This window comes from Agrobacterium deltaense RV3, from assembly GCF_900013505.1.
Classification (GTDB): Bacteria; Pseudomonadota; Alphaproteobacteria; order Rhizobiales; family Rhizobiaceae; genus Agrobacterium; species Agrobacterium leguminum.
Genome location: NZ_LT009745.1, coordinates 494,522 through 518,495, shown reverse-complemented (window position 1 = coordinate 518,495; position 23,974 = coordinate 494,522). Strand labels below are relative to the sequence as shown.

General features: G+C 58.7%; 25 protein-coding genes. 2 read left to right on the top strand and 23 right to left on the bottom strand.

All coding sequences use genetic code 11. The features are described from left to right. Positions 1 to 95: 95 nt before the first annotated feature. The 23 genes from AGR7B_RS02650 to motA form a co-directional block, all read right to left on the bottom strand. Positions 96 to 515 (bottom strand): hypothetical protein, encoded by a 420-nt coding sequence (locus AGR7B_RS02650; protein WP_004432556.1) that lies wholly within the window; start codon positions 513 to 515, stop codon positions 96 to 98. A gap of 14 nt (positions 516 to 529) precedes the next feature. Further along, positions 530 to 1,285 (bottom strand): flagellar biosynthetic protein FliR, encoded by a 756-nt coding sequence (fliR, locus tag AGR7B_RS02645; protein WP_004432553.1) that lies wholly within the window; start codon positions 1,283 to 1,285, stop codon positions 530 to 532. Next, positions 1,282 to 3,369 carry a flagellar biosynthesis protein FlhA gene (flhA, locus tag AGR7B_RS02640; protein WP_004432552.1) on the bottom strand — a complete coding sequence of 696 codons (2,088 nt, stop codon included), beginning with the start codon at positions 3,367 to 3,369 and terminating at the stop codon, positions 1,282 to 1,284. The genes fliR and flhA overlap by 4 nt, the downstream gene beginning before the upstream one ends. Positions 3,370 to 3,526: 157 nt before the next feature. Beyond that, positions 3,527 to 3,793, bottom strand: a complete 267-nt coding sequence (fliQ, locus tag AGR7B_RS02635; protein WP_003503352.1) for a flagellar biosynthesis protein FliQ — start codon at positions 3,791 to 3,793, stop codon at positions 3,527 to 3,529. Between the two features lie 48 nt (positions 3,794 to 3,841). Further along, a complete protein-coding gene (flgD, locus tag AGR7B_RS02630; protein ID WP_065654445.1) occupies positions 3,842 to 4,312 on the bottom strand; it encodes a flagellar hook assembly protein FlgD in 471 nt (156 codons plus the stop codon). Further along, a complete protein-coding gene (gene flbT, locus AGR7B_RS02625) occupies positions 4,303 to 4,752 on the bottom strand; it encodes a flagellar biosynthesis repressor FlbT (RefSeq protein ID WP_003503362.1) in 450 nt (149 codons plus the stop codon). Before flbT ends, flgD begins: the two co-directional genes overlap by 10 nt. Continuing rightward, positions 4,749 to 5,093, bottom strand: coding sequence for a flagellar biosynthesis regulator FlaF (gene flaF, locus AGR7B_RS02620; protein ID WP_004432537.1), 345 nt, complete (start codon positions 5,091 to 5,093; stop codon positions 4,749 to 4,751). The genes flbT and flaF overlap by 4 nt, the downstream gene beginning before the upstream one ends. Before the next feature lie 34 nt (positions 5,094 to 5,127). Then, positions 5,128 to 6,231 carry a flagellar hook-associated family protein gene (locus AGR7B_RS02615; RefSeq protein WP_065654446.1) on the bottom strand — a complete coding sequence of 368 codons (1,104 nt, stop codon included), beginning with the start codon at positions 6,229 to 6,231 and terminating at the stop codon, positions 5,128 to 5,130. A gap of 3 nt (positions 6,232 to 6,234) precedes the next feature. Further along, positions 6,235 to 7,713: a flagellar hook-associated protein FlgK gene (flgK, locus tag AGR7B_RS02610; protein WP_065654447.1), complete on the bottom strand. Its 1,479-nt coding sequence runs from the start codon at positions 7,711 to 7,713 to the stop codon at positions 6,235 to 6,237. Positions 7,714 to 7,735: 22 nt separating this feature from the next. Then, positions 7,736 to 9,031: a flagellar hook protein FlgE gene (locus AGR7B_RS02605; RefSeq protein WP_065654448.1), complete on the bottom strand. Its 1,296-nt coding sequence runs from the start codon at positions 9,029 to 9,031 to the stop codon at positions 7,736 to 7,738. Positions 9,032 to 9,136: 105 nt separating this feature from the next. Further along, positions 9,137 to 9,808 (bottom strand): response regulator transcription factor, encoded by a 672-nt coding sequence (locus tag AGR7B_RS02600; protein ID WP_004432529.1) that lies wholly within the window; start codon positions 9,806 to 9,808, stop codon positions 9,137 to 9,139. Between the two features lie 282 nt (positions 9,809 to 10,090). Then, positions 10,091 to 10,657, bottom strand: a complete 567-nt coding sequence (locus AGR7B_RS02595) for a lytic transglycosylase domain-containing protein (RefSeq protein WP_059760571.1) — start codon at positions 10,655 to 10,657, stop codon at positions 10,091 to 10,093. Further along, positions 10,605 to 11,966, bottom strand: coding sequence for a flagellar hook-length control protein FliK (gene fliK / locus AGR7B_RS02590; protein ID WP_080855958.1), 1,362 nt, complete (start codon positions 11,964 to 11,966; stop codon positions 10,605 to 10,607). Before fliK ends, AGR7B_RS02595 begins: the two co-directional genes overlap by 53 nt. After that, the gene (gene motC, locus AGR7B_RS02585; RefSeq protein ID WP_080855957.1) at positions 11,963 to 13,240 is read right to left on the bottom strand and encodes a chemotaxis protein MotC; all 1,278 of its coding nucleotides are present in this window, start codon (positions 13,238 to 13,240) and stop codon (positions 11,963 to 11,965) included. The genes fliK and motC overlap by 4 nt, the downstream gene beginning before the upstream one ends. Beyond that, positions 13,237 to 14,544, bottom strand: coding sequence for a MotB family protein (locus tag AGR7B_RS02580; protein ID WP_080855956.1), 1,308 nt, complete (start codon positions 14,542 to 14,544; stop codon positions 13,237 to 13,239). The genes motC and AGR7B_RS02580 overlap by 4 nt, the downstream gene beginning before the upstream one ends. Continuing rightward, positions 14,541 to 15,197 (bottom strand): hypothetical protein, encoded by a 657-nt coding sequence (locus AGR7B_RS02575; protein WP_080855955.1) that lies wholly within the window; start codon positions 15,195 to 15,197, stop codon positions 14,541 to 14,543. The genes AGR7B_RS02580 and AGR7B_RS02575 overlap by 4 nt, the downstream gene beginning before the upstream one ends. A gap of 313 nt (positions 15,198 to 15,510) precedes the next feature. Further along, the gene (locus tag AGR7B_RS02570; RefSeq protein WP_065654453.1) at positions 15,511 to 16,803 is read right to left on the bottom strand and encodes a flagellin N-terminal helical domain-containing protein; all 1,293 of its coding nucleotides are present in this window, start codon (positions 16,801 to 16,803) and stop codon (positions 15,511 to 15,513) included. Positions 16,804 to 17,111: 308 nt separating this feature from the next. Beyond that, positions 17,112 to 17,549, bottom strand: a complete 438-nt coding sequence (locus AGR7B_RS02560; protein ID WP_004432518.1) for a BspJ family T4SS effector nucleomodulin — start codon at positions 17,547 to 17,549, stop codon at positions 17,112 to 17,114. 5 nt (positions 17,550 to 17,554) lie between these two features. Next, on the bottom strand, positions 17,555 to 18,637 hold the full coding sequence (gene flhB / locus AGR7B_RS02555; RefSeq protein ID WP_004432517.1) for a flagellar biosynthesis protein FlhB: 1,083 nt from the start codon (positions 18,635 to 18,637) through the stop codon (positions 17,555 to 17,557). Between the two features lie 128 nt (positions 18,638 to 18,765). After that, positions 18,766 to 19,809: a flagellar motor switch protein FliG gene (fliG, locus tag AGR7B_RS02550; protein WP_020811423.1), complete on the bottom strand. Its 1,044-nt coding sequence runs from the start codon at positions 19,807 to 19,809 to the stop codon at positions 18,766 to 18,768. Positions 19,810 to 19,836: 27 nt separating this feature from the next. Then, positions 19,837 to 20,376 carry a flagellar motor switch protein FliN gene (gene fliN / locus AGR7B_RS02545; RefSeq protein ID WP_065654454.1) on the bottom strand — a complete coding sequence of 180 codons (540 nt, stop codon included), beginning with the start codon at positions 20,374 to 20,376 and terminating at the stop codon, positions 19,837 to 19,839. A gap of 64 nt (positions 20,377 to 20,440) precedes the next feature. Then, positions 20,441 to 21,400, bottom strand: coding sequence for a FliM/FliN family flagellar motor switch protein (locus AGR7B_RS02540; RefSeq protein ID WP_065654455.1), 960 nt, complete (start codon positions 21,398 to 21,400; stop codon positions 20,441 to 20,443). Further along, complete coding sequence (motA, locus tag AGR7B_RS02535; protein ID WP_020010426.1) at positions 21,397 to 22,269, bottom strand: flagellar motor stator protein MotA; 873 nt, start codon at positions 22,267 to 22,269, stop codon at positions 21,397 to 21,399. Before motA ends, AGR7B_RS02540 begins: the two co-directional genes overlap by 4 nt. Positions 22,270 to 22,455: 186 nt before the next feature. Between motA and AGR7B_RS02530 the strand changes: the two genes are divergently transcribed. After that, positions 22,456 to 23,235 (top strand): DUF1217 domain-containing protein, encoded by a 780-nt coding sequence (locus AGR7B_RS02530; RefSeq protein ID WP_121490398.1) that lies wholly within the window; start codon positions 22,456 to 22,458, stop codon positions 23,233 to 23,235. 1 nt (position 23,236) lies between these two features. Continuing rightward, positions 23,237 to 23,971, top strand: a complete 735-nt coding sequence (gene flgF / locus AGR7B_RS02525) for a flagellar basal-body rod protein FlgF (RefSeq protein ID WP_004432506.1) — start codon at positions 23,237 to 23,239, stop codon at positions 23,969 to 23,971. The last annotated feature ends 3 nt before the right edge of the window (positions 23,972 to 23,974 follow it).

The window sequence follows — 23,974 nt, the reverse complement described above, 5'->3', positions numbered from 1 at the left end:
CGAATGGGCGGCACAGAAAGCCGGCGCATCCGCTCAATCAAGAAACATCGCCGGAGACGTCGTCAAAAACGCCCGCGATGCAACAATGGGACAGACTATGGATCGCCAACCTTGCTGGAGGCTGGTGTGTGGGAAACATTCGTAATTTCTAACAAATCATAGATTGCATTATCGTCGGCCTCGCGGTCCTCAAGATCGCGCGCAAGGTGCATCCTGTCCTCGAGCCGGTCAGCCTTGGTCTTTTCCTTCAGGACCTTGTTTTCCTGAAATTGCTGAACGCCTTCAAGCTGGCGGTCCTGGACGACGAGACGGCCGTACCGGTCCGAATAGTGCCGGGAAAATGTCTGATGCACCGGTTCCATGGAACTCATGGCCTCCAGCACGTTCTCCATGGATTGCGCAACTTCCGCCCGTGTGCGGGTGGTATCGGCCAGTTCCACCTCGGCCATTTTTTCCATGTGCCGCTGGACAGTTACCAGACGCTTGAGTTTGGCCGAGCGCTTGTCCGAAGCCATCGTATTTCTCCCGATCAAAAACCGATGAAGACCGGGCCGAAACCATCCACGAATTGGCGGATGAGGGCCGCAATCGACAAATAGAGCATGAAAAGACCACCCGCGAGAACGAAGGGCGTCGAGATAAAGAAGACCGGAATCTGCGGCGCGAGCTTGTTGATGAGGCCGACCGCGACGTTGAACATCAAGCCATAAATCACGAAGGGGCTGGCAAGCCGAAGCATGATCGAAAAAGACGCCCTGAGCGTGTCGGTCAGCGTAATCAGCATCTTCTGGCCGCTGATCAGTGCGCCGACCGGCGTGGCGGTGTAGGAATCCACCAGCGCTTTGAGGACGATGTGGTGGAAATCGAATATGAACAGCACCAGCAGGCCGCCGAAGGTGATGAAGTTGGATATCTGGTTTTCCTGCACGTCTTCGATCACATCGGCCCCGCCCGGCGCACTGAGACCGATGGAAGCGCCGATGAGCGCACCGGTGAACTGGAAACCGAGGGTGTAGAACCGCGCGATCAGGCCATACATCGAACCGATGACGACCTCTGTGAAGATGAGGCCGACGACCGTGCCCTGGCTTGCGCCGGAAACTTTCGGATAGATCGTGTCCCACAGCACGGGCAGAAGCGCCATGGACACCGCGACGCACAGAAGCATGCGAATCTGCGGCGAAATGCGCGAGCTTGAAAAGCCCGGCATGGTCATGAAGCATGCGCCGATACGGCAGATGGCAAGGAACAATGCAATGATTGTCCCCTGCGGGTCGGTTATCATGAAATGGCGCCCAGAATCTTGATCTCGAGACCCTTGGCCAGTTCCACATGCGAAAGAACCGGCAGGGTCGCAAAGAGTCGCTCGATAATCATGCGCACATAGGACCGCGTTTCCGGCGAGGTTACAAGGACAAAGGGCAGGCCGCGATCCATGAATTCACGGATAACTTTGGATGCCTGCTCGGAAAACTCCTCAAGATGGCGGGGATCGATGTCGAATTCGACGATTTCGCCCTTCTGGTCGCGCTTCAGCGCCTGATGGAAGACCATGTCCCATTTGTTGCCGAGGCGCAGGACGCGCAACACGCCATTGTCGGCAAGATCGCCGCAGAGCTGCTGCGACATGCGCACCCGCACATGTTCGACGATCTGTTCCGTCTTGCGCACATGCGGCGCAAGTTCGGCGACCGCTTCGAGAATGAGATGCAGGTTGCGGATTGAGACGCGCTCGGCGAGCAGCAGTTTCAGCACCGCCTGCAGGCCGGAATAGGACATGTGCGACGAGCAAATCTCGTCGGCCAGCTTCTTGTATTCCGGATCGAGCCTATCGATGAGGATTTTGACATCCTTGTAGGACAGGAGCTGCGGCAGGTTGTTTCGGATGACTTCGCTGAGATGCGTCAGCACCACGGAGACGTTGTCGATCGGATGGAAGCCTTCGCGTTTCAGATCCTCGGTGAAGGTTTCGAGAATCGAGACGGCGGGCATGCCGAAAGCCGGTTCGCGGATTTCGTCACCGGGAATGCTCGGCTTGCGCCCTGCCCCGGTCACGACAAGAACGTCGCCGACGCGCAGGTTGCTGGACGCGATGGTCGTGCCGTGAACGCGGATCTGATAGGCCTTTTCCGGGATCATGATGTCGTCGGAAACCTTGATCTCCGGCACGACGAAACCGTATTGGGTCGCGAATTTCTTGCGCATCTTGCCGACACGGAAGGCCAGTTCCTGATGCGCCCCGAGAAGGCGGGTGGAAACCTGCTTGCCGAGCGCCAGTTCGATCTCGGCCGTCTTCAGCACCTGCTTTACCGAATCCTTTTCCGCCTCGGTGGTCTGGAGAACCTTGTTCTCCTCTTCCTGACGCCGCAGCGCGCTTTCGGCCTCCGCCTGGCGCGGAATATACCAGCTGCCGAAGGCCATGATGCCGCCGAGGAAGATGAAGGGCAGGAAGGGAAGGCCCGGAATGATGGCGAGCAGTCCCATCAGCATGGCCGAGACCATCAGCGCGCGCGGATAACCGCTCAGCTGGTTGACGACCGCCTGGTCCGTCGAGCCGGCGGTGCCGCCGCGCGAGACCAGAAGGCCGGCTGCCAGCGATACGATCAGGGCCGGGATCTGCGAGACGATACCGTCACCGACCGAAAGCTTGACGAAAACGTCGGCCGCTTCGCCAATGGGCATGCCGTGGCGGAAATAACCGATGATGATGCCGCCGAAAATATTGATCGCGGTGATGATGAGGCCGGCAATGGCGTCGCCACGCACGAATTTCGAGGCGCCGTCCATCGAACCGAAGAAGGAGCTTTCCTCTTCCAGCTCGCGGCGGCGGCGCTGCGCTTCCTTTTCATCGATGATGCCGGCGGACAAATCCGCATCGATCGACATCTGCTTGCCGGGAATGGCGTCCAGGGTGAAACGTGCGCCGACTTCGGCGATACGCGTCGCACCCTTGGTGATGACGATGAAGTTGACGGTGATCAGGATCAGGAAGACGATCAGACCGATCACGAAATCGCCGGACATGACGAGGCTGGAGAAGCCCGCAATCACGCCGCCCGCCGCCGTCGGCCCTTCATTGCCGTGGGAGAGGATAACGCGCGTCGTCGCGATGTTCAGCGACAGGCGGATCATCGTCGCGATCAGCAGCACGGTCGGGAAGGACGAGAAATCCAGCGGCCGCTGAATCCAGAGCGCCACCATGAGGATGAGGACCGAAAGCGCAATCGAAAAGGCCAGACCGATATCCACCAGCATGACCGGAATGGGCAGGAAGAGAACGCAGAGGATCGCCACGATGCCCAGTGCGAAACCGATGTCACGCGTGCTCGGACTGACCTTGGGCAGGGAGATGACTGGTGGTTGCGCCATAAATTCGTCCTGTCTCTTCATGAGAAGGGCGACGGAAAAGCCGCCGCACGGTTCCACGGCACCGGTTTTCGAAAAGCGCACGCAATTCGGCCCGATGCTTTGCGCCTATCACTAGCGGCTGAAGCTTGCGCGAAGGTGGCATCCGCAGCGGACGGCGTCAGAAGCCGGACTGGATGCGGGAAAAGACGAGATTGGAAAAGAGCGATATCTGCGCGCCCACGAAGGGGGCGGCGACGCCGAGGACGAGCATGATCGTGACGATCTTGGGAACGAAGGTCAGCGTCATTTCCTGAACCTGGGTCAGGGCCTGAATGAAGGCGATGACGACACCGACGATCATGGCGGCTAGAACCGCGGGACCGGCCGCAACGAGAACCGTCCAGACAGCCGCCTGCATGATGTCAAGCGCATCGGCCTCGTTCATCGTCGCATCCTTAATCCGGAAAGGCGGCGTCATGCCGCCTCTTCAATGTCAGGAACCGGTCGCGCTATCCGAATCGGTTCCGCTATCAGATGTACTCGTAATCGGGCCGTTGGAGAAGGTCACGCCGGCCTGCAGCAGCACCTTGTCACCAGCTTCGGTGATGGCGACAACGCCGTCCGAATAGACCTCGACTTCCTTCACCACGCCGGTGACGGTGTCGTCGGCGCTCTTGACCGTCTTGCCGACCAGATCGGAGGCGCGCGTCAGGGCTTCCGCCTGCAGCATGCTTTTGAGATGGGTGTTGGTCTTGATGGTCTGCTCGACCTGCGAGAAGCTTGCGAGCTGCGACATCTGCTCGCCCGCATCCATCGGGCTGGTCGGATCCTGGTTCTTCATCTGGGCGATGAGGAGCTTCAGGAAGCTGTCGTAGTTCAGCGACGCCGCGCTGCCGTCGGAGCTGCTCGCCCCGGCATTGGCCCAGGGATTTGACGCTGCCGAAGTGACTGCATCTACCGCCATGGTGCTATCTCCTTGCGAATCTGCTCGATCGTTGCGGGGGTCATTTCCTGATTGTTGAGGATTTTTTCCTCGATCGGGTAGAGACCGCGAATGGCCTTCAGCGCTTCGAAAGCCTTGCCCGAGGCAACCAGTCCGTCGATCCGCTTGAGTTCCGCCAGAACCTCGTCATGCTGGAAGCAGTTCAACAGCATGCTGACCGACTTGCGGAACATGTTGGTGGACTGGTCGCGCCCTTCCGGGTTGATGAGGATCATCTGCGCGATGAAATAAAGCTGCCTCAGCGGCGTCGTCGCCTGATCGGGCTGCAGGACGTGGTTTTCAAGCAGAAACGTGACATCGTTCAGGAATTCGAGCGCCACCTTGCGATCCACACGCAGAACCGCGCCGTTGATAAAAATCTTTTCGCCCGATTTCAGCGAAATCCGAAGTGTACTTTTCATTTAAGTCCATCCCTGATGATGGTTGTCACGTCAATTATGCCCTGGAAATTCGTCGACTGACGTTTCCGGATCAGTTCGCACTCTTTCAATATCCAGATCGCGATGGAAATCAGATTGGCCCTGAGCTCCATGGCAAGCTGGTTGTCGGGTTGCTTGAGATCCTCAATGAAGCGGATCCAGACCCGTCGAGTGTAAAAAAGCGCTTCGATCGTGTGGCGCTGCGAAGAGGAATCCCTTGCCTCCACCAGAAGGTCGATCGATTTTGTCAACGCCTGCCGCTCGCGATCCTTCGCGTTGGCGACACCATCCTCCATGATTTCGGCGTAGGAAAACTGGTACATTCATGTATCCTTTATCTGCCGCCACCCCTGTTCATCAGAGGTAGTTCACCAGACTCATTTTTTGCAGACGCGACGTGAGGCTGTATGCGATTTCAATCTGCTGCTGCAGCAGATCGAGGCGGGTCTTCGCCTCGTAGGTATCGATCCCCTCAATATCCAGCAGATGCGTTTCGATGATCTTCTTCTGGGCTGCCAGCGAATCATTGGCCTTCGAAACGCGGCTTTCGGAAAGGCCGAGCTGGCTTTGCTGCTGGTTCAGGCCACTGATGGCGGTGCCGATATTGGTCACCGACTTGGTCGCCACCATTTCGCGAACGCCGCTATCCACCTTTTCGTCGAGGAAGGTCATCGCCGTCATCGCCGTCAGTGCAAAATAACGCATGCCCTGCGAATTGCTGTTGCTGGAGGTTTCCACGACCTCGTTCTGGCTGATGCGGCTCGTCATGTTGGTGTCGCTCGCCTTGGAGCCGAAGGTCGTCCAGAAATCGTAGTTCTGGCCGGCCGTCAGGCTGCTATGGGGCGGGTTCGTTACCGTCGTGGTGCCGTTGAACACACCTTCGATATGGGTCATGAAGGCTTCGGCCTGGGTCTTGGAGAGGCCGGTGATGTCGCCAACCGCCGGCGTCTGCGCCGCCATGAATGCGTTCAGCTCGGTCTCATAGGCTTCCTTCAGGGTAGACCCTTCAGCGAAATAGTCATCGACGGGCTTCACATCCGTATTGATGCCGGAGAACAGAAACTCGCCATTGACCGCCGTATTGGCGAAGCTGGTGAAATTGTTGAAGGCATTCGAGATGGTTTTGGCAACCGTCGTCAGCGTCGGCGCTTCGCTGCTGGTGTTGGGGACGAGAACCTTCTGAATTTCCTGTGCGGCCTGCGCCATGCCGTCCAGCGCCGTCTGCGAGGATTTGAGGCGTTGCGTTGCAATCGAATTGACGCTCACCAGCGAAGAGATGCGGTCGATATCGCGATTGAGATCGAGGCTGCGGGCGGTGTTGGCGCCCAGCGTCACGCCGAGATCGGCATGCTTGCCCGTCGTCAGCTCGGTATTGAGATTGGTCATCTCGAGCTGAGCCTTGAGGATGGTGCTGCGCATGCTGTTCTGCATCGCCAGCGATGAAATGAATGACGTTTTCATCGTTTACCTCACCATGTCCATCAGGGACTTGAGCATTTCGTCAACGGTCGTCACCAGTTTGGTCGCGGCCTTGTAGGATTGCTCGATATCCATGAGCAGCGACAGTTCCTCGTCCAGACTGACCGCCGTATTGTTCGAATAGGACGTGGCGGAGCGCTCATAAAGCGCGCTTTTCGCTTCGTTCGCAGAAGTCGCGCCGGAACGTTCCTGTTCGAGCCACCCCATCGAGTTGGTGCCGTATTTCAGGATGCTGGTATTCGTATCGATACGTGTCGACGCGGCAAAATTCATGGGCGCGTCGAAAGCAGTAACATAGCTGCGGATCAGCTCGGAGAAACCGGTTCCCCCCGACGCTGCGGTATTGATCACGTAATCGGTACCGTTGATACCGCCATCGCGCAACAATTCCGGATTGCCACCTTTGGAAATAATTAACGCCGGGTTGACGGTAATGCTGGCTGCGAGCCCGGGAGAGACAATCCCGTCGGCCGGAATGGTCGTCGCCGCCGGCGAGCCGTAGGTGAAGAGACCCGGCATATCCGGCAGGCCGCTGGTCGCGTCGGCCGGCTTTTCCGCAAACATGGTGATGAGGCCGCGGGCGATTTCGTCGAGCTGGCTCTGCATCGTCGGCGCCAGGTCGTCACGAACCTGCATCAGGCCCTGAAGCGAGCCCTCAGACGTCGTGTTACTGCCGCTTCCTGCCTTCAGCGCTACGCCATCGACATAGATTGCGTTGCCCGTGGTCGTCGCATCATAGCCCGGCTGCGTCTTGAAGGTGACGCTGCGCGGCACGATTTCGAACAGCGTCGCGCCATCCGTCGTATAAAGCGCCACATCGTTGTTGGGACGATTGACGACATTGATGCCGATGATGGAGGAAATATCCTTCAGAAGCGTCTCGCGCTGATCGAGAGCGTCGCTTGGATCGCCGCCTATCGCCGTCTGCGCCTTGACCTCGTTATTGGCTTCCTCGAACTTCGCAAGCAGCCCGTTCAGCTTGTCGACCTGAAGGGCGATTTCCTTGTCGGCGCGCAGACGCATCGCCTGCAATTCGTTCGAGGCCTTGTTCAGGGAACTGGCAACATCGGTGGCCGAGGTGACGGCCGTTGCGGCCAGAGCGGCATCGCTCGGCTTGGCGGCGTAAGCGTCCAGGCTCTTCAGCAGTTCCTTCATATAGGTGGCCGGCGAACTCTCATAATCGTTGCCGCCGAAAATGCTCTTCATTTCCTCAAGGCCGGTCAGAACCGTGCTCTGGCCGGAAGCGAGAGAAGAGCTGGAAATCGTCTGCCTGAGAAGACTTTCATTCTGGGCACGGCCGTTGGAGACGATACTCGCTCCAGCCATGGTCGTGCCGAGAATGGCGGTTCGCTTGACGTAGTTAGCATTGCCGACATTGGCAATGTTCTTGGAGGTAACGTCCGTCTGCTTACCTGTATTATTGAAAATCGACTGCGCAGTATTCATTGCTGACGTGAGCGACATTCATCTGTCCTCGTGAGAAGTATTATCTCTTCAGATTGATCAGGACGTCCATCAAATCCGATCCAGTCTGGAAGACTTTCGAATTCGCTGTGTAGATACGCTGGGATTCAATCATGTCGGTGAGTTCGCTGGCGATATCGACGTTCGAGCCTTCCAGCGCGCCCTTCTGGATGTAACCGAAGCTGCCGGTCTGCGCGAAGCCGATGGTGACGACACCCGACTCGTTGCTAGGCAGATAGACGTTACCGTTCTGCGGGCTGAGATTGTCGACGCTCGGCACCGTGGCTAGCGCCAGCTGGTAGATATTGCGGCGACCACCATCCTGATAGACCGCCGTCACCAGGCCATCCTTGCCGATTTCGACGTCCTTGATCTGGCTCGGGCCGTTACCGTTCAGAACAGCGGTGCCAGGCGTGAACTTCGAGGAGAACTGCGTCATCTGCGACAGGTCGATCTCGATCGCCTGCGCCACGCCGCTGTTGTTGTCATTAATCGTGATCGAGCTATCCGATCCGGTGGTGAGCTTGTTGGTGGCGGGATCGAAGGTCAGGGTGACCGTTTCCTTGACGAGCGTAGCCGGGGCGGTTGCCGTATAGGGGAAGCCGCCATCCGTCGACTGATCCTGACGATAAACGGACACTTCCCACTGCGGATTGCCGGACGCGTCGTTGTCAATGCGCGTGTAATAGAAGTCGTAAAGAACCTTGGCTCCGCCGCTGTCGAACGCCGTGAGCGACGTCTTGCTGCCAACCGTCGACGTTGCGACGTTGGCACTTGGGCGCGATCCCGCAGCAACGATTGCCTCATCACGATTAAGGTTGGCCGGGAAGCTGCCCTGTGTGGAGGGAGACGCCGTCAGACCGAAGTCATTGATATTGATGGCCTCAAGGCCGGTGAAGCCGTTGACGACCGCAGCCGGCGGGTTGGCGCCGTAAGGGTAACCCATCAGCATGAAGCCTGCCGCATTCTCCAGATAGCCTTCCGAATTCTTCTGGAAGGACCCCGCCCGTGTGAGGTAAGGCGTGCCTGCACCATCCTGAACCACGAAGAAACCGTTGCCCTGAACGGCAAGGTCGGTGCTGGAGGTGGTGTAGGAGAGGTTGCCCTGCTCCGAAATGCTGTAGCGAACGTTGGACTGCACGCCGCCGGACGCATAGCTGCCCGACGAGGAGGGCAGAACGAGCGAGGAGAACGACGTCGATGCGCGCTTGTAGCCGGTGGTGCTTGCATTGGCGATGTTGTCGCCCACGGTCCCCAGCTTGTTCGCCTGCGCATTCATGCCGGACACACCGGTTCGCATAGTGCCGAAAATACTCATTCAAAAACCCTCGTGGTCATCTTTCAGGGAGAAGGTAAAGCGTTTGGCTTGCGTGAAGCTGTCGGAAATACCGCGTTTGAAAAAGACCACGCGGGTCAATGAAAATCATTGCCAATCAATGCTGTAGCCGAGGAAACGTTTGGAATCGACCGGATCGTAGCCAAGCTTCTTGCGCAACTTCTTGCGCAGCTTGCTGATGTGGCTTTCGACGACGTTTTCTTCGACGTCGTCATCAAAGATGCCGTAGATGGCATTGAAAATCTGCGCCTTGGAAACGCGGCGTCCGCGATTGGCGATCAAATATTCGAGGATGCGGCGCTCACGGCGCGGCAAGGGGAACACTTCACCACCCACTTCCGGGTCACGGCCGTCGGAGAAAACCCGGATCGGACCAGCATCGGTGAAGTTCGAGATAACCTGCAATCGGCGACGGATCGCCGCCGCACGTGCAAGGATTTCACGGGGGTGTACCGGCTTGCGCACGACGTCGTCGACGCCGCTGTCGAAAAGCGCCAGCGTCGATTCCAGCGAGGGCTGGTCGCTGACCGCGATCACCGGGGCCGTCGTGCGATCCCTGATCGCCTTCGGCAAAGAAAAGCTCCGGTCGCCCTGGCCGATCAGGAAGGCTTCCACAGCCGCAAGATCGCTTTCCGCCGCCGTCGAGACCCACTCCCCGAATTCGACCGGATCGAACCCGGTCGAGGGAATGCCCTCACGCCCAAATAGAGATGTATAGCCGTCTTTAACGAGCTCGCGCTCATCAACCACTACGATCATTCGTCCGCCTCCGAATCAGTGTGGTGTTTTCCAATGAGGCATTGGTACGAATCGGACGATTCAGGGACAACTGTAGGAAATCATCGATAGATATTAATAATTGATTAACCATTTTGTGCCGATTTGATCTATATATAGTGGGTATTAACCATATATGGCACAAAATTTTTGTGTAGAAATTTCAAAATTCCGAAAAAACCGCTTGAAATGCCTTTTTTCGATCAATCTATCGCCACATTTCAAAATACGAGTCCTGCGGCGCCTGAAAGCAATTTCAGGTTGTTAACCGTCGCAGAAATTTTTCGCGTTGGCGGTCCATTTTCCGTAGCCCGTCGCCACCAGATTGGCGATGACACGGCAGACATATTTCTTCTGCGCCGGGTCATTGTTGGGGCCGGCATGATAACGGGCGACCGCCATGGTCCAGGTTTCATGCCTGTTGTGGAGGTTGCGCAGAAACATGGCGGCATATTCCACATTGCGGCGAGGATCGAACATTTCCCGTGCGGATGCGAAGTTTTCGCCATGGAAATAATGATTTATCTGCATGCATCCGAGGTCGATCAGCTTGGCGCCGTTGCGCTTCGCCGCTTCAAAAGTGGTCAAAGCCTCCTCGGTGGAGGAGGCAAATACCGGTTTTCCCTCGATATTCATGGCGTTGGGGTCGAGACGCCCCTTGCGGCCCGTTTCGGTCAGCCCCACCGAATAGAGAATTCCCTCCGGCACGCCATATTTGCGTGCCGCCGACTGGATCTCTCTTTCACAGACACCTGACGTTGCCGAAGCGGACGCGTTCTCAGAGGTAGACGCCATTGTCAGCAGAAGAGCGGGCAGAGCCAGAAACGCCATCCATGCCTTCATTATGCACCCCCAAATTATCGCCATTGCCTTGCCGCTCGCCCCGTGCTCCGGACTCGTCACGGTTGCGCCCGGCGGCGGCCTGCTGACCCTGCTGCTGCGCCTGCTGATTTTGCTGATTGTTGCCTTGTGTGCCCGTTTGGTCACTCTTGTCGGAAGAAGCGATGCTGATGGTGATGTTATCGACCGTCAGACCCTGCGCCTTGAGACCATCGAGGATGCTCTTGCTGTCTTCCTGGAGCTTTTTATAGGCCGCAACACTCTCCACCGTCATGTGAACGGCAAGCTCGTCACCGGCAAGCCGCAGCGACATTGTCACCGATCCAAGCTCGATCGGCGTCATGTGCAGCTTCAGCGTATGGACGACCTTGCCGGTGCTGCTCTGAGCCGCCGCATTGGACAGCGACGAACCGGGCTGCATGGCGCTCACCCATTCCGGATCGTTGACGATCAGGCCGGTCAGGGCCGACGCGTTGGTCGAGGGCGCCAGGCCGATGAACCGCCGCGAATCAAGAACCGTTATGGTGTCGGCCGCCTTGCCGGTGCTTTCGCGTGCATCGAACTCGACACGGCCTTCACGCTGAACGGTGCTCATATCCAGAGCCCGCGCCGCGCCTGATCGCGGAGACGAAAAACGGAATGCCGAGGCATCCCCCTCGTTTTCCGAAGCAGAACCCGCCTCATTACCGGCTGGTGCGATCCCTGTCGGCATGTCCTTGACCGAATGCTCGACCTTGCCCCGGACAGGTTCAGCGCGGTCTGATTTCACCGCGTCGGCCTTGCCGGCAATCGCCTGTGCAATTTCCTCAAGCGGTGTCTTGGCCGTCGCCATATCGGCGGCATTGGCGCTCACCAGCTGCAGTTCCGCCAGCTTCGGATCGATCGTATCGTCCGTCACCTCGGCGTCCTTGTCGGCGTCGTCCTTGAGCTTCTTGCCGGTCTTGCCGTTTTCCGGCGTCGTGCGGGCCGTTTTCACGGCGTTTTGAAACTCGGCCACAGTCTCCTGGGCACGGCCTTCGCCGGCATGCTCGTTAACGATCACATTGAGAAATGTTGCGGGCCGCTTGACCGGGACATCCATCTTTTCCGCCTCGCCATCGGGCCGCGCCTGCTGCTCTTCAGCCGGGTTCTCGTCCTGCTGATGCCGCGAATGCAGCGCCTGCGGCGGGCGCTCGTCCCGAACCGTGGAAAGGGCATCGCCGAAACTGCCGCCCTTGGCGTCGTCCCGGACGCTGGCGCTGCCGGCGCGCGGATCGGATGGCGGCGCATTCATTATCGCATTGATGGCTGCGTCGATCATGGTGCCCCCTCGCCTTTCTTCAACAGGCTGTCGATTTCATCGAGCTTGCTGCGACCGCTCGTCACGAGTTGCCGCACGTTGTCGCCCTCATCGTCAGCCTTCTGGGTTTCGACCCGCCATATGCTTCTTGCATCGGCAGCGTTCGCTTCGTTTTCGGGCGCATTCCGCCCGGTGTCCTTCGTGGCCGCAGTGTCGGCCTCGACGCCGGACTGCGGAGAAGGAGGACGAACCACCTGCTCGGCAATCGCTCTTGCCGCCTCCCGCAAGGCCCTGTCCCGATCCGAAAGCTGCGCTTCGGGAATCTGCCCTATTGTCTCGATTGCGCTCACCACATCGGGCGTGCCGATGTTGGAAAGGCTTTCATAGAGATTTGCCTGTACTTCCGGCTCACCCGGCAGCGCAGGAGACAGCGCCTTTGCCTTCAAAGCCGCCATGCGCGCCAGCGAATCCTTGCCGCTGATCGCCGCGAGGCGGGAAAGCCGTAGATAGGCTTCCTTCTGCCTCTCTGTATCCATCATGGCGAAGGTTTCCTGTATCGCCTCCTTCCCGATGGAATCGGCGCGCTTGACCACCAGCGAGACCAGAAGGTCCGCAAACTGGCTGGCATAGGGCGAATGCAGGAACCGCCGCGCATAACGCTGCGCATATTCGACGCCGCGTGCCGCATCGCCGTCCTCGACCGCGATGGCGAGCGAACGGCGCAATGCCGCCTCCTCGACGATGGTGCCCGGCGCTTCGAGCCGGGCGATATCGTAAAAACCAAGCGCTGCCAGCGGATCGCGCGGGATCGTCACATTGCCGCCGATCAGCGCAAGGTAGGCGCCAATCCGCTTGCCGCGATATTCCGGCACCATGGCCGCAATGCTCTGCGCGACGAGCGTTCCCTTGCCGGAGAGGTATTTGCGCAGGATATCGGCAACGCGGCTGTCGAAATTGCCATCCACATCGCGCGCGACCAGCAATTCCAGCGTGGCCGGATTGCCGCCGCTCATCGCATAGATAAGCGCCGCATCGACATTGCGCGGATCCTTGAAGATCGCCGAAGGCGCGCTCTTCAGCCGCTCGTCGATGGTCTGGAGCAGAAATCGCTGCATTTCCGAAGCGGAATGATCGCCCATGGCGACGGAATCCTGCACGAATTGCAGGGAGCGCAGCATTGCATAGGGCATGAGATTGTCTTGCGACTGCGAAAACGCCCTGCCCGGCTCGGAGCCGAGACCGCAAAGCGTCGCCGCAAGAAGAAGCCAGCGTTTCGAGGTTTTCGTCACACTCACCCCCGATCAGCCTCAAGCAGAATTTCGATGCGGCGGTTGGCGTCCGCCAGAGGGTCCGCCGGCACCTGCAATCTGCGATCCGCAAAACCCGAGACCTGCTTTACCCGCTCTTCCGACAGGCCGCCGCGCACCAGCATGTAATAGGCGCTGTGAGCGCGATCCATGGAAAGCCGCCAGTTGTCATTGGCCTCGCCCTTGAACTGCCGTCCGTCGGTATGGCCGCGTATCACCACGCTGCCACCGCGCTCCTGAAGCAGTTTGCCGATTTTTTCCATGGCCAGAACCATTTCACGTCTGGGAACGGCCGATCCGATATTGAACATCGGCGTTTCCGTCTGGTCGGAAATGGTGAGCAGCAATCCGCCTTCGGCCGGCGTCACCACCAGACCTTCGGAAAGCTTGCCGGTAATGCCCGATATCTGCTTCTCGATCTCTTCGCGCAGCGTGTCGGCCTTTTCCCAGTCGGCGTCGCTGGCCTTTTGCTCTGCATCGCTCGCCTGGCGCGGCTCGTCCGGCTTTGGCTGCGCGAGCGCTGCCTGCTCGGCGGCATCCGGGCGCTGCTGCGGCACAACGGCGGCGACTTCCATCGGTTTGCCGTCTTCCGCCTTGTCGGCCGGTGTCCCGGACGCCTTGAGCGCGACCGCCTGAGCGTTTTCGGCCGCATCCTCCTGCTTGTTCTCGGCGGCTTGCTGCTGTTCAACCGGTTTCTGCGGCTGATCGGCGCGGGTGATTTTCACCTGCTGGGTCCAGAAATCGGGATCGAAGGGATCGCGATAGGCTTCACCGCCGCTTGCGCCGGTCGCCGGGCCGGAATCGGCGGCGCCGCCCTCGCCCTTGGCGCTGACATTGGCCTGCTGGCCCACCTGCTGGGCGATTTCCGCCAGCACGGAATAGGGATTTTCGAAAAAGTCGGCTTCGGAGAAGTTCGACTGCTCACCGGTTTGCGAGGTCAGGTCTTCGCCCGTCGCCGCGGCCGAGCCTTTGGTGACCTTTTCCGCCTGGATGTTGGACTGGTCCTTCTTCTGGACGCCCTCTTCCTTGTCCACCGGCTTTTCCAGCCCCTTGGACGAGGGTTTCTCATCGGACAGCTTGATCGGGTTGAAGTAGCTGGCGACCGAGGCCTTGGTTTCCTCATTGGCGGCATTGACCAGCCACATGACGAGGAAGAACGCCATCATCGCCGTCATGAAGTCGGCATAGGCGATTTTCCACGCACCGCCATGGGCGCCGTCATGACCGCCCTTGTGGCGCTTGACGATGATGATCTCGTTTTTACCGTGGTGGTGATTTTCGCCTTCACTCATTTCATCACCTTGCGAAGACTGGACGCCCAAGCGGACATGCGCGTCACGAACACGCTTTCACCCAACTCGACGGAAAGATCGATATCGGTGGTCTCGGTAAATTTCATCGTTTCTTCTTCAAAGCCCGGCTGCGTCTTCAGCCGCTCGAACAAATCTTTCGGGCCTTTCACGACAAGCGTGACCCCTTCGCCATCCGGCATGGCGCTACGCACCACATCCGCCAGTGCCGAGACCGCCTTGAGCGACAGCTTTTCCGTCAGGACCGGAGCAAGGATATTGGCGGTCTGTTCGCTGAGATTGGCCGCAATCGCGTCGATACCCTCGCGCAGACCACGCGACAGGGATGACGCGATTTCTTCGAGGTGCCCAGAACGCAGGGCCTCCAGCTCGGCCGCATGGGCAGCGATCAGCTCTTCCCGCTCCGCCTGCATCTTCTCGGTGATCTCGCGGGTAGCATCTTCGCGGCCGCGGTCATAGGCCGCCTGTTTCTCGCTCTCCACATCGACGGGAGCAAATTCGTCGAAACCTGAAGCGCCATCGGCAAAACCGGACAGGAAATCCGTATCGGCCAACGGGTCGACGAAGGCCTGCGCCGCCGGTTGCGGTTGCGCTTCACCGAAGTCCTTAAGAAACCGTGCGATGGACGCGCTCATGCCTGCCCCCGGCAAGACAGGAGAAAGGGGCCAGACATGTTTCGTTGCCCGCGCGAATCGCAAAAGCCTCGCCGCATTTCCGGACGGAAAACCGGGGTCCACTTTTCCTGGAAATGCTCTAAGCCGTTTGGCGGCACCACCGTCATCCTTGCTACCCTGCCCGTCTCTTCCATGTTTCCCGGCCGGATCACGCCATGCGATCCGCCCCATATTGACCCGACGTTAGGTGTTCAAACTTGTGCGAGGATGAAGGCGGGCTCGATCAGGAACCCTGCGCCAATTCATCCCCGCGCGCCCACGCCGGCCAGAGCCGTTACTTGAAGAGCTGGAGGATATTTTCCGCATTGGCGTTGGCGATGGAGAGCGCCTGGATGCCGAGCTGCTGCTGCGTCTGCAGCGCCTTCAGCCTGGTCGATTCCTCGTTCATGTCGGCATCGACGAGACGGCCGATGCCCTTGTCGATCACATCCATCAGGCTGGAAACGAAGTTGTCCTGCATGCTGATGCGGCTCTGCAGCGAACCCAGGCTGGAAGCCGTGCTGGTCATCGCCTCAAGCTGCCCGTCGACGAAGGACATCATCATGTCGATGGCGTCTGCGTCGGTATAGGTCGTGCCGCCGCCGGCAAAACCGCCCATGGCCGCGGCAACGATATCGAGATTGCCGAGATCGAGGGTGGAAACGGAAAAGCCGAGGGAACGAGCGGCCGAAGCTGCTCCGCTGCTGGTATCGTAAAACCAGTCGTTGCTGCTGGTGTCGCGATAGGCAGGAGAAACGGTGGTGCCGCCGCTCGACGGATCCGTCCCCGTCACCTTGACCCATACATTTTCGGCAAGGCGGAGATAATTGGCGGTGCCGTCGCTATAAACATTCGGATCCGTATTCGTATCCGTCGTTGCGGCATTCAGCGCGCCGATTTCTGCGTCGGTGAGCTTCGGTACGACAAAACCCGCCTGCGTCGCCGTGCCGGCGGTCGTCGAGGTCTGGGTGACTTCATATTCCGTCTTGCTGACGAAAACGGCGTTTTTGTCGAGAATACCGAGCTTTCCGCCACTGAGGTCGAAAAGTACGGTGCTGCTGTCGAGCGTGTAGTCAACGGTGGTGACCCCGACATTGCCCGAGCCAGTGCGGGTGAAGGATGCAACGACCTTTTTGGTGATCGATTCTTCAACCGGAGGCGTGCCACCGTTGCTGATACTGGCCTGCAGCCAGTTTTCACCCGAGAAGGAGGCCGATTCGGAGATGCTCTTCAGCTGTTCCTGAAGCTGCTTGATTTCATCCTGAATCTTGCTGCGGTCGGCACCCACGCCATAGGCGGCGACGAGCTTGGCCTTGATCTGCTTGACGACCTCGATCGTGCTTTCAAGCGCGTCATAGGCGGTATCGACCTTGGCGGCGCCCAGACCCAAAGCATCCTGCACGGCCGAAAGCGCATTATTGTCGGAGCGCATTGTCGTTGCAATGGACCAGTAGGCCGCGTTGTCCGCCGCAGTCTCGACACGATAGCCGGAGGACACGCGCGCCTGCGTCGTTTCCAGATTCTTGTCGATCATCCGCAGGGTTTGCAGCGCGGCCATTGCCGCCGCATTGGTCAAAATGCTGGTCATGGGGTCCACCCAACTCAAAATTTAAGAAAAAATCCGGCGCTGTGCCGACAACGAGCAGGGGCATCATGCGCATCGGCAATGGTCTAAACCGACCACCGCGACCTGCCGTTCGTTAACAAATCGTTAATACGATAGGTAACAAACAACGAGACTGATTTGCAAGGCGTTCCTCGCTTTCGCAGCCGGGTTTCGCATAAACCGGCAGGCTTCAGGCAAGCTCGGATTAAAACGCACCGGAACGGGGCTGTTGCGCCCGCGATTTCGGCGCGCGCAACGGAGATGACGGAAATAGGGAGCGGGTGAGCCGGTTAAGCCGCTTCGCCCTGACGGGTGGGCACGAATCGGGCAGCCGTCAGGCTTTGACGAAGAAACTCGGTGTTCTCGTCCGGATTTTCGGAAGGATTCTGAAACGAGACGTGATTGATCTCAATCGCCGCATGTTCATTGGCGAGCGTCAATCGCGCATAGACCGTGGCGCCCTTCGGCTTCAGTTCGAGATCGAGGACGATCTCCGGCGCGCCTTCCCATTCGAGCTTATATTCGCCGCCGGCGCCGAAATTGATCGTACCGGGATGATAATAAAGCTCCGCAGCCGATGAAACGAGGTCGGCGATACTGCCGTAGCACTCGAATCGAAGCAGCGAAATCAGGTCGGCCGGGTCTAACAATCGAAGTTCGGTGGCAATCGGGTTGATCGCCTCTGCGACGATCATTTCCCGCTGTTCGGAATAGGCGGATTTTTTCATTGGTTTTATTGAACCCGTATTTTCGATGACTTCATGGCGTAAACCCGGTGAACGAGCTCAGCCACAGCCTTGTAAAAGACTGGTGGAATCACACTATCTACCGAGACTTGCGCAAACATGGAGCGTGCAAGCGGCGGGTCTTCAAAAACGGGGATATTGTTTTCTTCCGCAATCTCGCGGATTTTCAATGCGATAAGGTCCTGACCCTTGGCGACGACGACAGGTGCATCGCCTTCTTCGCGAACATAACGCAGCGCCACCGCAAAGTGTGTCGGGTTGGCGATGACGAGTGTGGCGCGCGGCACATTGTTGATCATGCGGCGGCGGGCACGGTCGCGGGCGATGGAGCGCTGGCGGGATTTGACCACGGGGTCGCCCTGCGACTGCTTGTATTCTTCCTTCACCTCATGCTTCGTCATCTTCAGCTGGCTGAACCAGTGGTGGCGCGTCCACAAAACGTCGACGGCGGCAAGCAGCGCGGTCGAAAGCAGAATAACGACCATCATCTTTTTGACGATCTCGACGACGCGGACGAAAATCACCTGCGGATCGGAGAACATCAGATCGATGAGGCTGTAAAAATCGCCACGCAGGGCAAGGAACATGATGACCGAGACGATCATGATCTTGAATACGGATTTGCCGAATTCAACGAAGCCCTGCTTACTATAGATGCGCGTGAAGCCCTTCGCCGGCGAGACGCGCGACCATTGCGGACGCACCCGCTCAAGCACCGGCGACGGCAGGTTCTGGAAAAATGACGAGGCAAGCCCGAAGACGATGAACATAATCATCGCCGGCATGAGCAGATAGGCCATCGAGGTGCCGAGAAAATATAATAGCGACAGGGCATCCGGCCGGGTGCTGAGGTCCCACTGTTCGGGCTGGCCGAACAGGTCCTTCAATGTGACGCCAAGACGACCGGCGCCATCGGGCAGGAAGAAGACCAGGTAACAATAAAAGGCAAGCGACGAGGCAAAGATCGGCACTTCGCGGGAAAAGGGAAGATTGCCCTTTTCCGCCGCATCGCGGAGTTTTTTCTCCGTCGGGGCTTCTGTTTTACTGTCCTTGTCCTGATCGTCTGCCAAGGCACGTCCCCGGGATCAAAAAAAGGCCCGCCGATCCCGGCAGGCCGTCATTCCCGAAACTAGCGCCCGTGACCGGCCATCGCAATGGCCGCTTCCGCCGTAAGGGCGGGTTATCAACCGGCTTCCGCTCAAGCGGCGGCCGGTTGTTCCTCCGCGGAAGCTTCCTTCAGCTGGATCTGGCCGGAATTGGCCAGCCGGATCGCTTCCTGCGCGACGGCGCGGCGTGCGATTGCCACTTCGCGGGTGTTGATCGAGGCCTGCGGCACCGCAAGGTCCGATTCGATCATGCGGCGCTGGCGCGGGCTGATGCTGGAGAGCACGCATTCCTTGATTTCCATCGTGGCGCCGCGCAGCGCCATCGTCAGAACATCGGCCGAGACATCGTTGAGCAGCAGGACACGGCTGCGCTGCGGCATGAACATGAGGTCGTCGAAGAGGAAGATCTTTGGCTTGACCTTGTTTGCGGCTTCCTTGCTGAGCGTCTCGAGCGAGCTGAGCAAGGTATCGACCTGCGGCTTGTCCAGTTCGTTCATCAGATCGGCAACCTTCGTGGAACCGCCGGCATTACGCTCGGCCTCGATTTCGTTGATGAGGTTGACCACACGCTTCTCGATGATCTGGGCAGCCGTCGGGCTGACTTCCTTCATATTGACGGTACGGTTCATGATATCGGCGCGCTGCTCTTCCGGAATGGTCAGGAGAACCTTAGCGCCGAAGGAAGAAGGCAGCATGGAGAGGATATAGGCGATGGTTTGCGGATGTTCGCGCAGCAGGAACTTGCCGACGAATTCCGGCTCGGCTTCCTGCAGGCGGTCCCAGATCGACGCTTCATAGGCCTGGAAGGCCGCGCGACGGCCAAGAAGGCTGTCCACCTCTTCAGGGGTGAGGCCTTCTTCGAGAATGCTTTCGATTGCCTTGGCATTGTCCATCAGACCCGTTCCTTCGGTGAACAGGTCCTCGAACTCGGCGACTATCTGGGCAAGTTCATCGGGAGGAATGACGCGCAGGGTCTGGGCCGAGGAAATGATCATCTGCAATTCGTGCTGCGTGAAAAATTTCAGCAGCTTGCCGGCGACGCCCTTGCCCATGGCAAGAAGCACCGCGGCCGCCTTGTCGGCCTGAGACAACGGTTTCCCTGCCAGGGGGTTACCGAAATCCTCGAAGTCCATCATGGTCTTTCCTCTCCGTCCCCACAGGGATCAGGCTTTCTTCGTACTCAGTACTTCAATCAATTTTACGCCGAAGCGCGTATCGTCGTCTTCCAGAACCGTTATTTCACCGCGCGCAATACGGCGGCCATTCACCATGATCTCGACCGGCTCGCCGATCTTGCGATCAAGCGCGATCGTTGCGCCCTCTTCAAGGCTCATCAGCCCCGAAACGAGCATTCTGCTGGTGCCAAGCACGATCTGGACATCGATCGGGATGTCCATGATCATTTCCATGTTTTCGGACAATCCGCTGCCAAGCGGGGCCTTAACGCCCGCAACCTGCGGGGCGGCGGCAAAATCATCCATCCCAAAATCGGCCGTTCCGCCACCGAAAGCGGAAAGGTCGGTATCCGTCGAGACCTCGTCCGTGCTGCCGAAATCGCCGAAGTCGCCGAAATCGGAGAGCGAACCTTCCGCATCCGTCTTGAGGACGCCACGCAGATCGCCGATAGCCTGGTCGAGGTCGCCGCCGTCTTCAAACGACGGCAACGCCGCATCATCGGTCACAGGTGTTTTCTTCGTAGCCATGCGCTGATTATTCCCTTTGAAACTTGCGTCAGCCTGCCCAGAACCCGAAAAGGCCAGGCAGGATTTAACCCATCAAATGTCGTAAGATCTCGTCGTCCGTGCTGACATTGTTCTTCACCCGAACCATGTAGCGGTCGCCGGACTTGCCGAATTCGCAATTGTAGAGCTTGGAACCGTTGGCGCTGACCTCGACGCCGATATCGTCCTGCTTCAGAGCCTGGAACGGGATGACATCACCGGCCACCAGCTTGGAAATCGTCCTGAGCGTCAGTGTTTCAAGCTTGATGCGCGCCTCGAGCGTGACCTGCGACCGCTTCACCTGCTCCGAGATCATCTCCATCCACTCTTCCTGCTTCTTCAGCGCCTGGGCTGAAGCCTTGGGGGCGACGATTGAGGTCTTGAGCAGCGGCCGCTGCGGCACGATGAGAGAAAACTCCGAGGATACCTTGCCGATAACGATCTTCATGCGGATGGTCACGCCGTAAAGGCCGGCGATCATCTCGTCGAAGGCGCTCTTTCCGTTGGAATTGAAGGGCGGCTCAATGGTCGCTTCAAAACCGCCCGGCGCGTTGACGCCGGAGCGCAGGACGCCTGCGATGCGGCCAAGAACCATGGCCGCGAGGTCGAGCTCGATATGGGACAGGCTGCGCTCGTCCGGTTCGCCGATCATGTCCGGCGACGCGCCCAGCATGCGCTCCATGAGCGCGATGACGAAGCCGTTGCCGACCGTCATCATGAAATTGGGGCACCAGTTGCGCAGGGAACAGTCGGCAACCGCGACGTTGCGCCCGACATTGGCGATCAGGTCGGTCATCAGTCCCGATTCGGAGCCGACATATTCGACGTCGATGGCGATGCCGGTCTCGCTGTGGAAGATATCAGGCAGGAATTCGCTGTAGAGATGGCCGATATCGGAGCCGATCTTGGCAATCGTCTTGCGGTCCGACAACCCACCCGTCAATTTTGCGAGAAGGGCGGTGTCGATGGCGGGTGCTTGTTGCGCTGCAGCTTTTGCCATCGTCATGCCGCCTTGTTTTCGCCGCCGGGGTTCATCATCTCCTGTTCGACGGCGTCAATCGACGGCCGCTCGTAGTTGGAGATGGTCTTGCGGCCGTATTCGAGCGCGACCTGCGGCACCGAGCCGTTCATGTAGGCGATCAGCGTCTGCTTGACGATGATATAGAGGCGGTGCTGCTTGGTGCGGACGATCTTGACCTGGGACGCCAGCGGGTTGCAGATCGAATAGGACAGGATGATGCCGAGCATGGTGCCGACGAGTGCGGCGCCGATCAGGCCGCCGAGCACTTCCGGCGATTCGTTGATCTTGCCCATGGCCTTGATGACGCCGAGAACCGCCGCGACGATACCGATGGCGGGGAAAGAATCGCCCATGGTGGTGATCGCGTGATAGGGTTTCAGCTTGTCGTTCAGGATGGTCTCGATTTCCTCATCCATCAGCGCCTCGATTTCGTGGCTGCGGGCGTTGCCGATGATGATGAGGCGGACATAGTCACAGATGAACGAGGTCAGTTCCTTGTTTTTCAGAACCGAGGGCGCGCTCTGGAAGATCGAGGATTCTTCCGGATTGTCGATATGGGCCTCGATCTCGTTGCGCGATTTCGTGCGCAGATCGCGCATCAGCGAATAAAGCACGCCGAGCACGTCGAGATAGTTTCGCTCCTTCGGGACCGAATGCTTGAAGGCCTCGCCGAGCGCCTTGCCCGAGTCCTTCACGACCTTCATGGGGTTCGCCATAATGAAGCCGCCGAGACCGGCGCCGCCAATGATCATCAATTCGAACGGCTGAACAAGCACGTCCAGATGACCGCCCATCGCCATATAGCCGCCGATGATGCAGCCGAAGGTGATTATAAGTCCAATTACAATATTCATTGATCGACCACGCCCGAACAGTGTTCCATGCCCCCATGTCTAAAAAATGTGGCTTGCGTGAACCTGTCCGCAAAGCCTCTCCCGCGCTGCCGCCTCCAGCCAGTTTCGCACAAGCAAGCCACGGCACTATGCCGGCAAAGGCGGACGTGCGCCTTGAGATCGGGATCAAACGAGAGCGGCGGTTCAGTGACTTCCACCTACACCAGCTACAGACTGATCAGTCAGGATATCGGCAAATCGCTTGAGCGGGTGTCGGCGCAGCCCGACGTGGCGCGCGAGACCGAATATTACCGCGCGAAGATCGGCGATGTGAAATCCATCGACGACTTCATGGCCGATACGCGCCTTTACAATTACGCGCTGAAGGCCCACGGGCTTGAGGATATGGCCTATGCGAAGGCCTTCATCCGCAAGGTGCTGACGGAAGGCACCTCGGACAAGGACGCCTTCGCCAACAAGCTCTCCGACAGCCGTTATGCGGATTTTGCGAAGTCGCTGGATTTTGCCGGCCTGGGGGCTGCGGCGACCTCCACCGAGGCCGCCAAATCGGGCGTCATCGGCAAATACACCCGCCAGACGCTGGAACAGGAAGCGGGCGACGACAATAACGGCGTCCGGCTTGCTCTTTATTTCGAACGCAAGGCGTCAACCATCACATCCGGCCTCGACTTTCTGGCGGACGATGCGCTCGCCCAGGTGTTTCGCACGGCCTACAACCTTCCCGACGAGTTTGCCGCCGCCGATGTCGACAAACAGGCGGCGCTCATCGAAAAAACCATCGATATCAAGGATCTGCAGGATCCCGAAAAGGTCGGCAAGCTGCTCGAGCGTTTCACCATCATGTGGGAAATGCAAAACCCCTCGACGACCTATGATCCTCTTGCCGTTTTCGGCTCCTCCAGCGGCTACGGCATTTCCCCGGACCTGCTGATCTCCATCAACTCCCTGAAACTCGGAGGCAAATGATATGCAATCCGGACTATACGTCGCCCTGTCCTCGCAGATCGCGCTTGAGCGCCGTCTCACCACCATTTCCGACAATATGGCGAATGTGAACACGGTCGGCTTCCGCGGCTCCGAAGTGAAATTCGACGAAATGGTCGCCAAGAACCACAATGACATGAATGCCAGGGTGGCTTTCGTTTCGCAGGGCAACGACTATCTCTCCACCCGCCAGGGTGCTTTCGAACAGACCGGCAACTCCTTCGATTTCGCCATCAAGGGCGACGCCTGGTTTTCGCTGGATACGCCCGATGGCCAGATTCTGACCCGCGACGGCCGCTTCACCATGCGTCCGGACGGCGCGCTCATCTCCTCGAACGGTTATCCCGTTCTCGATGCCGGCGGCGGTCCGATACAGCTCAATCCGAATGGCGGCCCGATCACCGTCGGTCTCGATGGCGCCATCCGGCAGAACGAAAACATCGTCGCCACCCTCGGCATCTTCCAGGCGGATTTCTCGCAAGGGTTCCTGCGTCATCCCAATAGTGGCGTGAAGCCGGTGGCCCAGCCGGTTCCGGTGGTCAACAATCATGAAGTCGGCGTCGTTCAGGGTTATCTCGAACAGTCGAACGTCAACGGCATTTCCCAGATGACCCAGCTCATTCAGGTCAACCGCGCCTTTGAAAGCATCTCCTCGCTGATGCGCGATACCGAATCGACCTTCGGCGAAGGCATCAAGACGCTTGGCGGCGCGCGTTGAGGA

Bases quoted from the DNA above. Each gene is read 5' to 3' on its own strand.
- AGR7B_RS02615 (WP_065654446.1), bottom strand. From the start codon at position 6,231: ATGAAAACGTCATTCATTTCATCGCTGGCGATGCAGAACAGCATGCGC.
- AGR7B_RS02650 (WP_004432556.1), bottom strand. From the start codon at position 515: ATGGCTTCGGACAAGCGCTCGGCCAAACTCAAGCGTCTGGTAACTGTC.
- fliG (WP_020811423.1), bottom strand. From the start codon at position 19,809: ATGATGGACTTCGAGGATTTCGGTAACCCCCTGGCAGGGAAACCGTTG.
- AGR7B_RS02575 (WP_080855955.1), bottom strand. From the start codon at position 15,197: ATGAGCGCGTCCATCGCACGGTTTCTTAAGGACTTCGGTGAAGCGCAA.
- AGR7B_RS02580 (WP_080855956.1), bottom strand. From the start codon at position 14,544: ATGAGTGAAGGCGAAAATCACCACCACGGTAAAAACGAGATCATCATC.
- fliK (WP_080855958.1), bottom strand. From the start codon at position 11,966: ATGATCGACGCAGCCATCAATGCGATAATGAATGCGCCGCCATCCGAT.
- AGR7B_RS02560 (WP_004432518.1), bottom strand. From the start codon at position 17,549: ATGAAAAAATCCGCCTATTCCGAACAGCGGGAAATGATCGTCGCAGAG.
- fliQ (WP_003503352.1), bottom strand. From the start codon at position 3,793: ATGAACGAGGCCGATGCGCTTGACATCATGCAGGCGGCTGTCTGGACG.
- flhA (WP_004432552.1), bottom strand. From the start codon at position 3,369: ATGGCGCAACCACCAGTCATCTCCCTGCCCAAGGTCAGTCCGAGCACG.
- AGR7B_RS02540 (WP_065654455.1), bottom strand. From the start codon at position 21,400: ATGACGATGGCAAAAGCTGCAGCGCAACAAGCACCCGCCATCGACACC.
- flaF (WP_004432537.1), bottom strand. From the start codon at position 5,093: ATGTACCAGTTTTCCTACGCCGAAATCATGGAGGATGGTGTCGCCAAC.
- fliR (WP_004432553.1), bottom strand. From the start codon at position 1,285: ATGATAACCGACCCGCAGGGGACAATCATTGCATTGTTCCTTGCCATC.
- AGR7B_RS02600 (WP_004432529.1), bottom strand. From the start codon at position 9,808: ATGATCGTAGTGGTTGATGAGCGCGAGCTCGTTAAAGACGGCTATACA.
- motA (WP_020010426.1), bottom strand. From the start codon at position 22,269: ATGAATATTGTAATTGGACTTATAATCACCTTCGGCTGCATCATCGGC.
- AGR7B_RS02570 (WP_065654453.1), bottom strand. From the start codon at position 16,803: ATGACCAGCATTTTGACCAATGCGGCGGCAATGGCCGCGCTGCAAACC.
- flgF (WP_004432506.1), top strand. From the start codon at position 23,237: ATGCAATCCGGACTATACGTCGCCCTGTCCTCGCAGATCGCGCTTGAG.
- flgK (WP_065654447.1), bottom strand. From the start codon at position 7,713: ATGTCGCTCACGTCAGCAATGAATACTGCGCAGTCGATTTTCAATAAT.
- fliN (WP_065654454.1), bottom strand. From the start codon at position 20,376: ATGGCTACGAAGAAAACACCTGTGACCGATGATGCGGCGTTGCCGTCG.
- flbT (WP_003503362.1), bottom strand. From the start codon at position 4,752: ATGAAAAGTACACTTCGGATTTCGCTGAAATCGGGCGAAAAGATTTTT.
- AGR7B_RS02595 (WP_059760571.1), bottom strand. From the start codon at position 10,657: ATGGCGTTTCTGGCTCTGCCCGCTCTTCTGCTGACAATGGCGTCTACC.
- flgD (WP_065654445.1), bottom strand. From the start codon at position 4,312: ATGGCGGTAGATGCAGTCACTTCGGCAGCGTCAAATCCCTGGGCCAAT.
- AGR7B_RS02605 (WP_065654448.1), bottom strand. From the start codon at position 9,031: ATGAGTATTTTCGGCACTATGCGAACCGGTGTGTCCGGCATGAATGCG.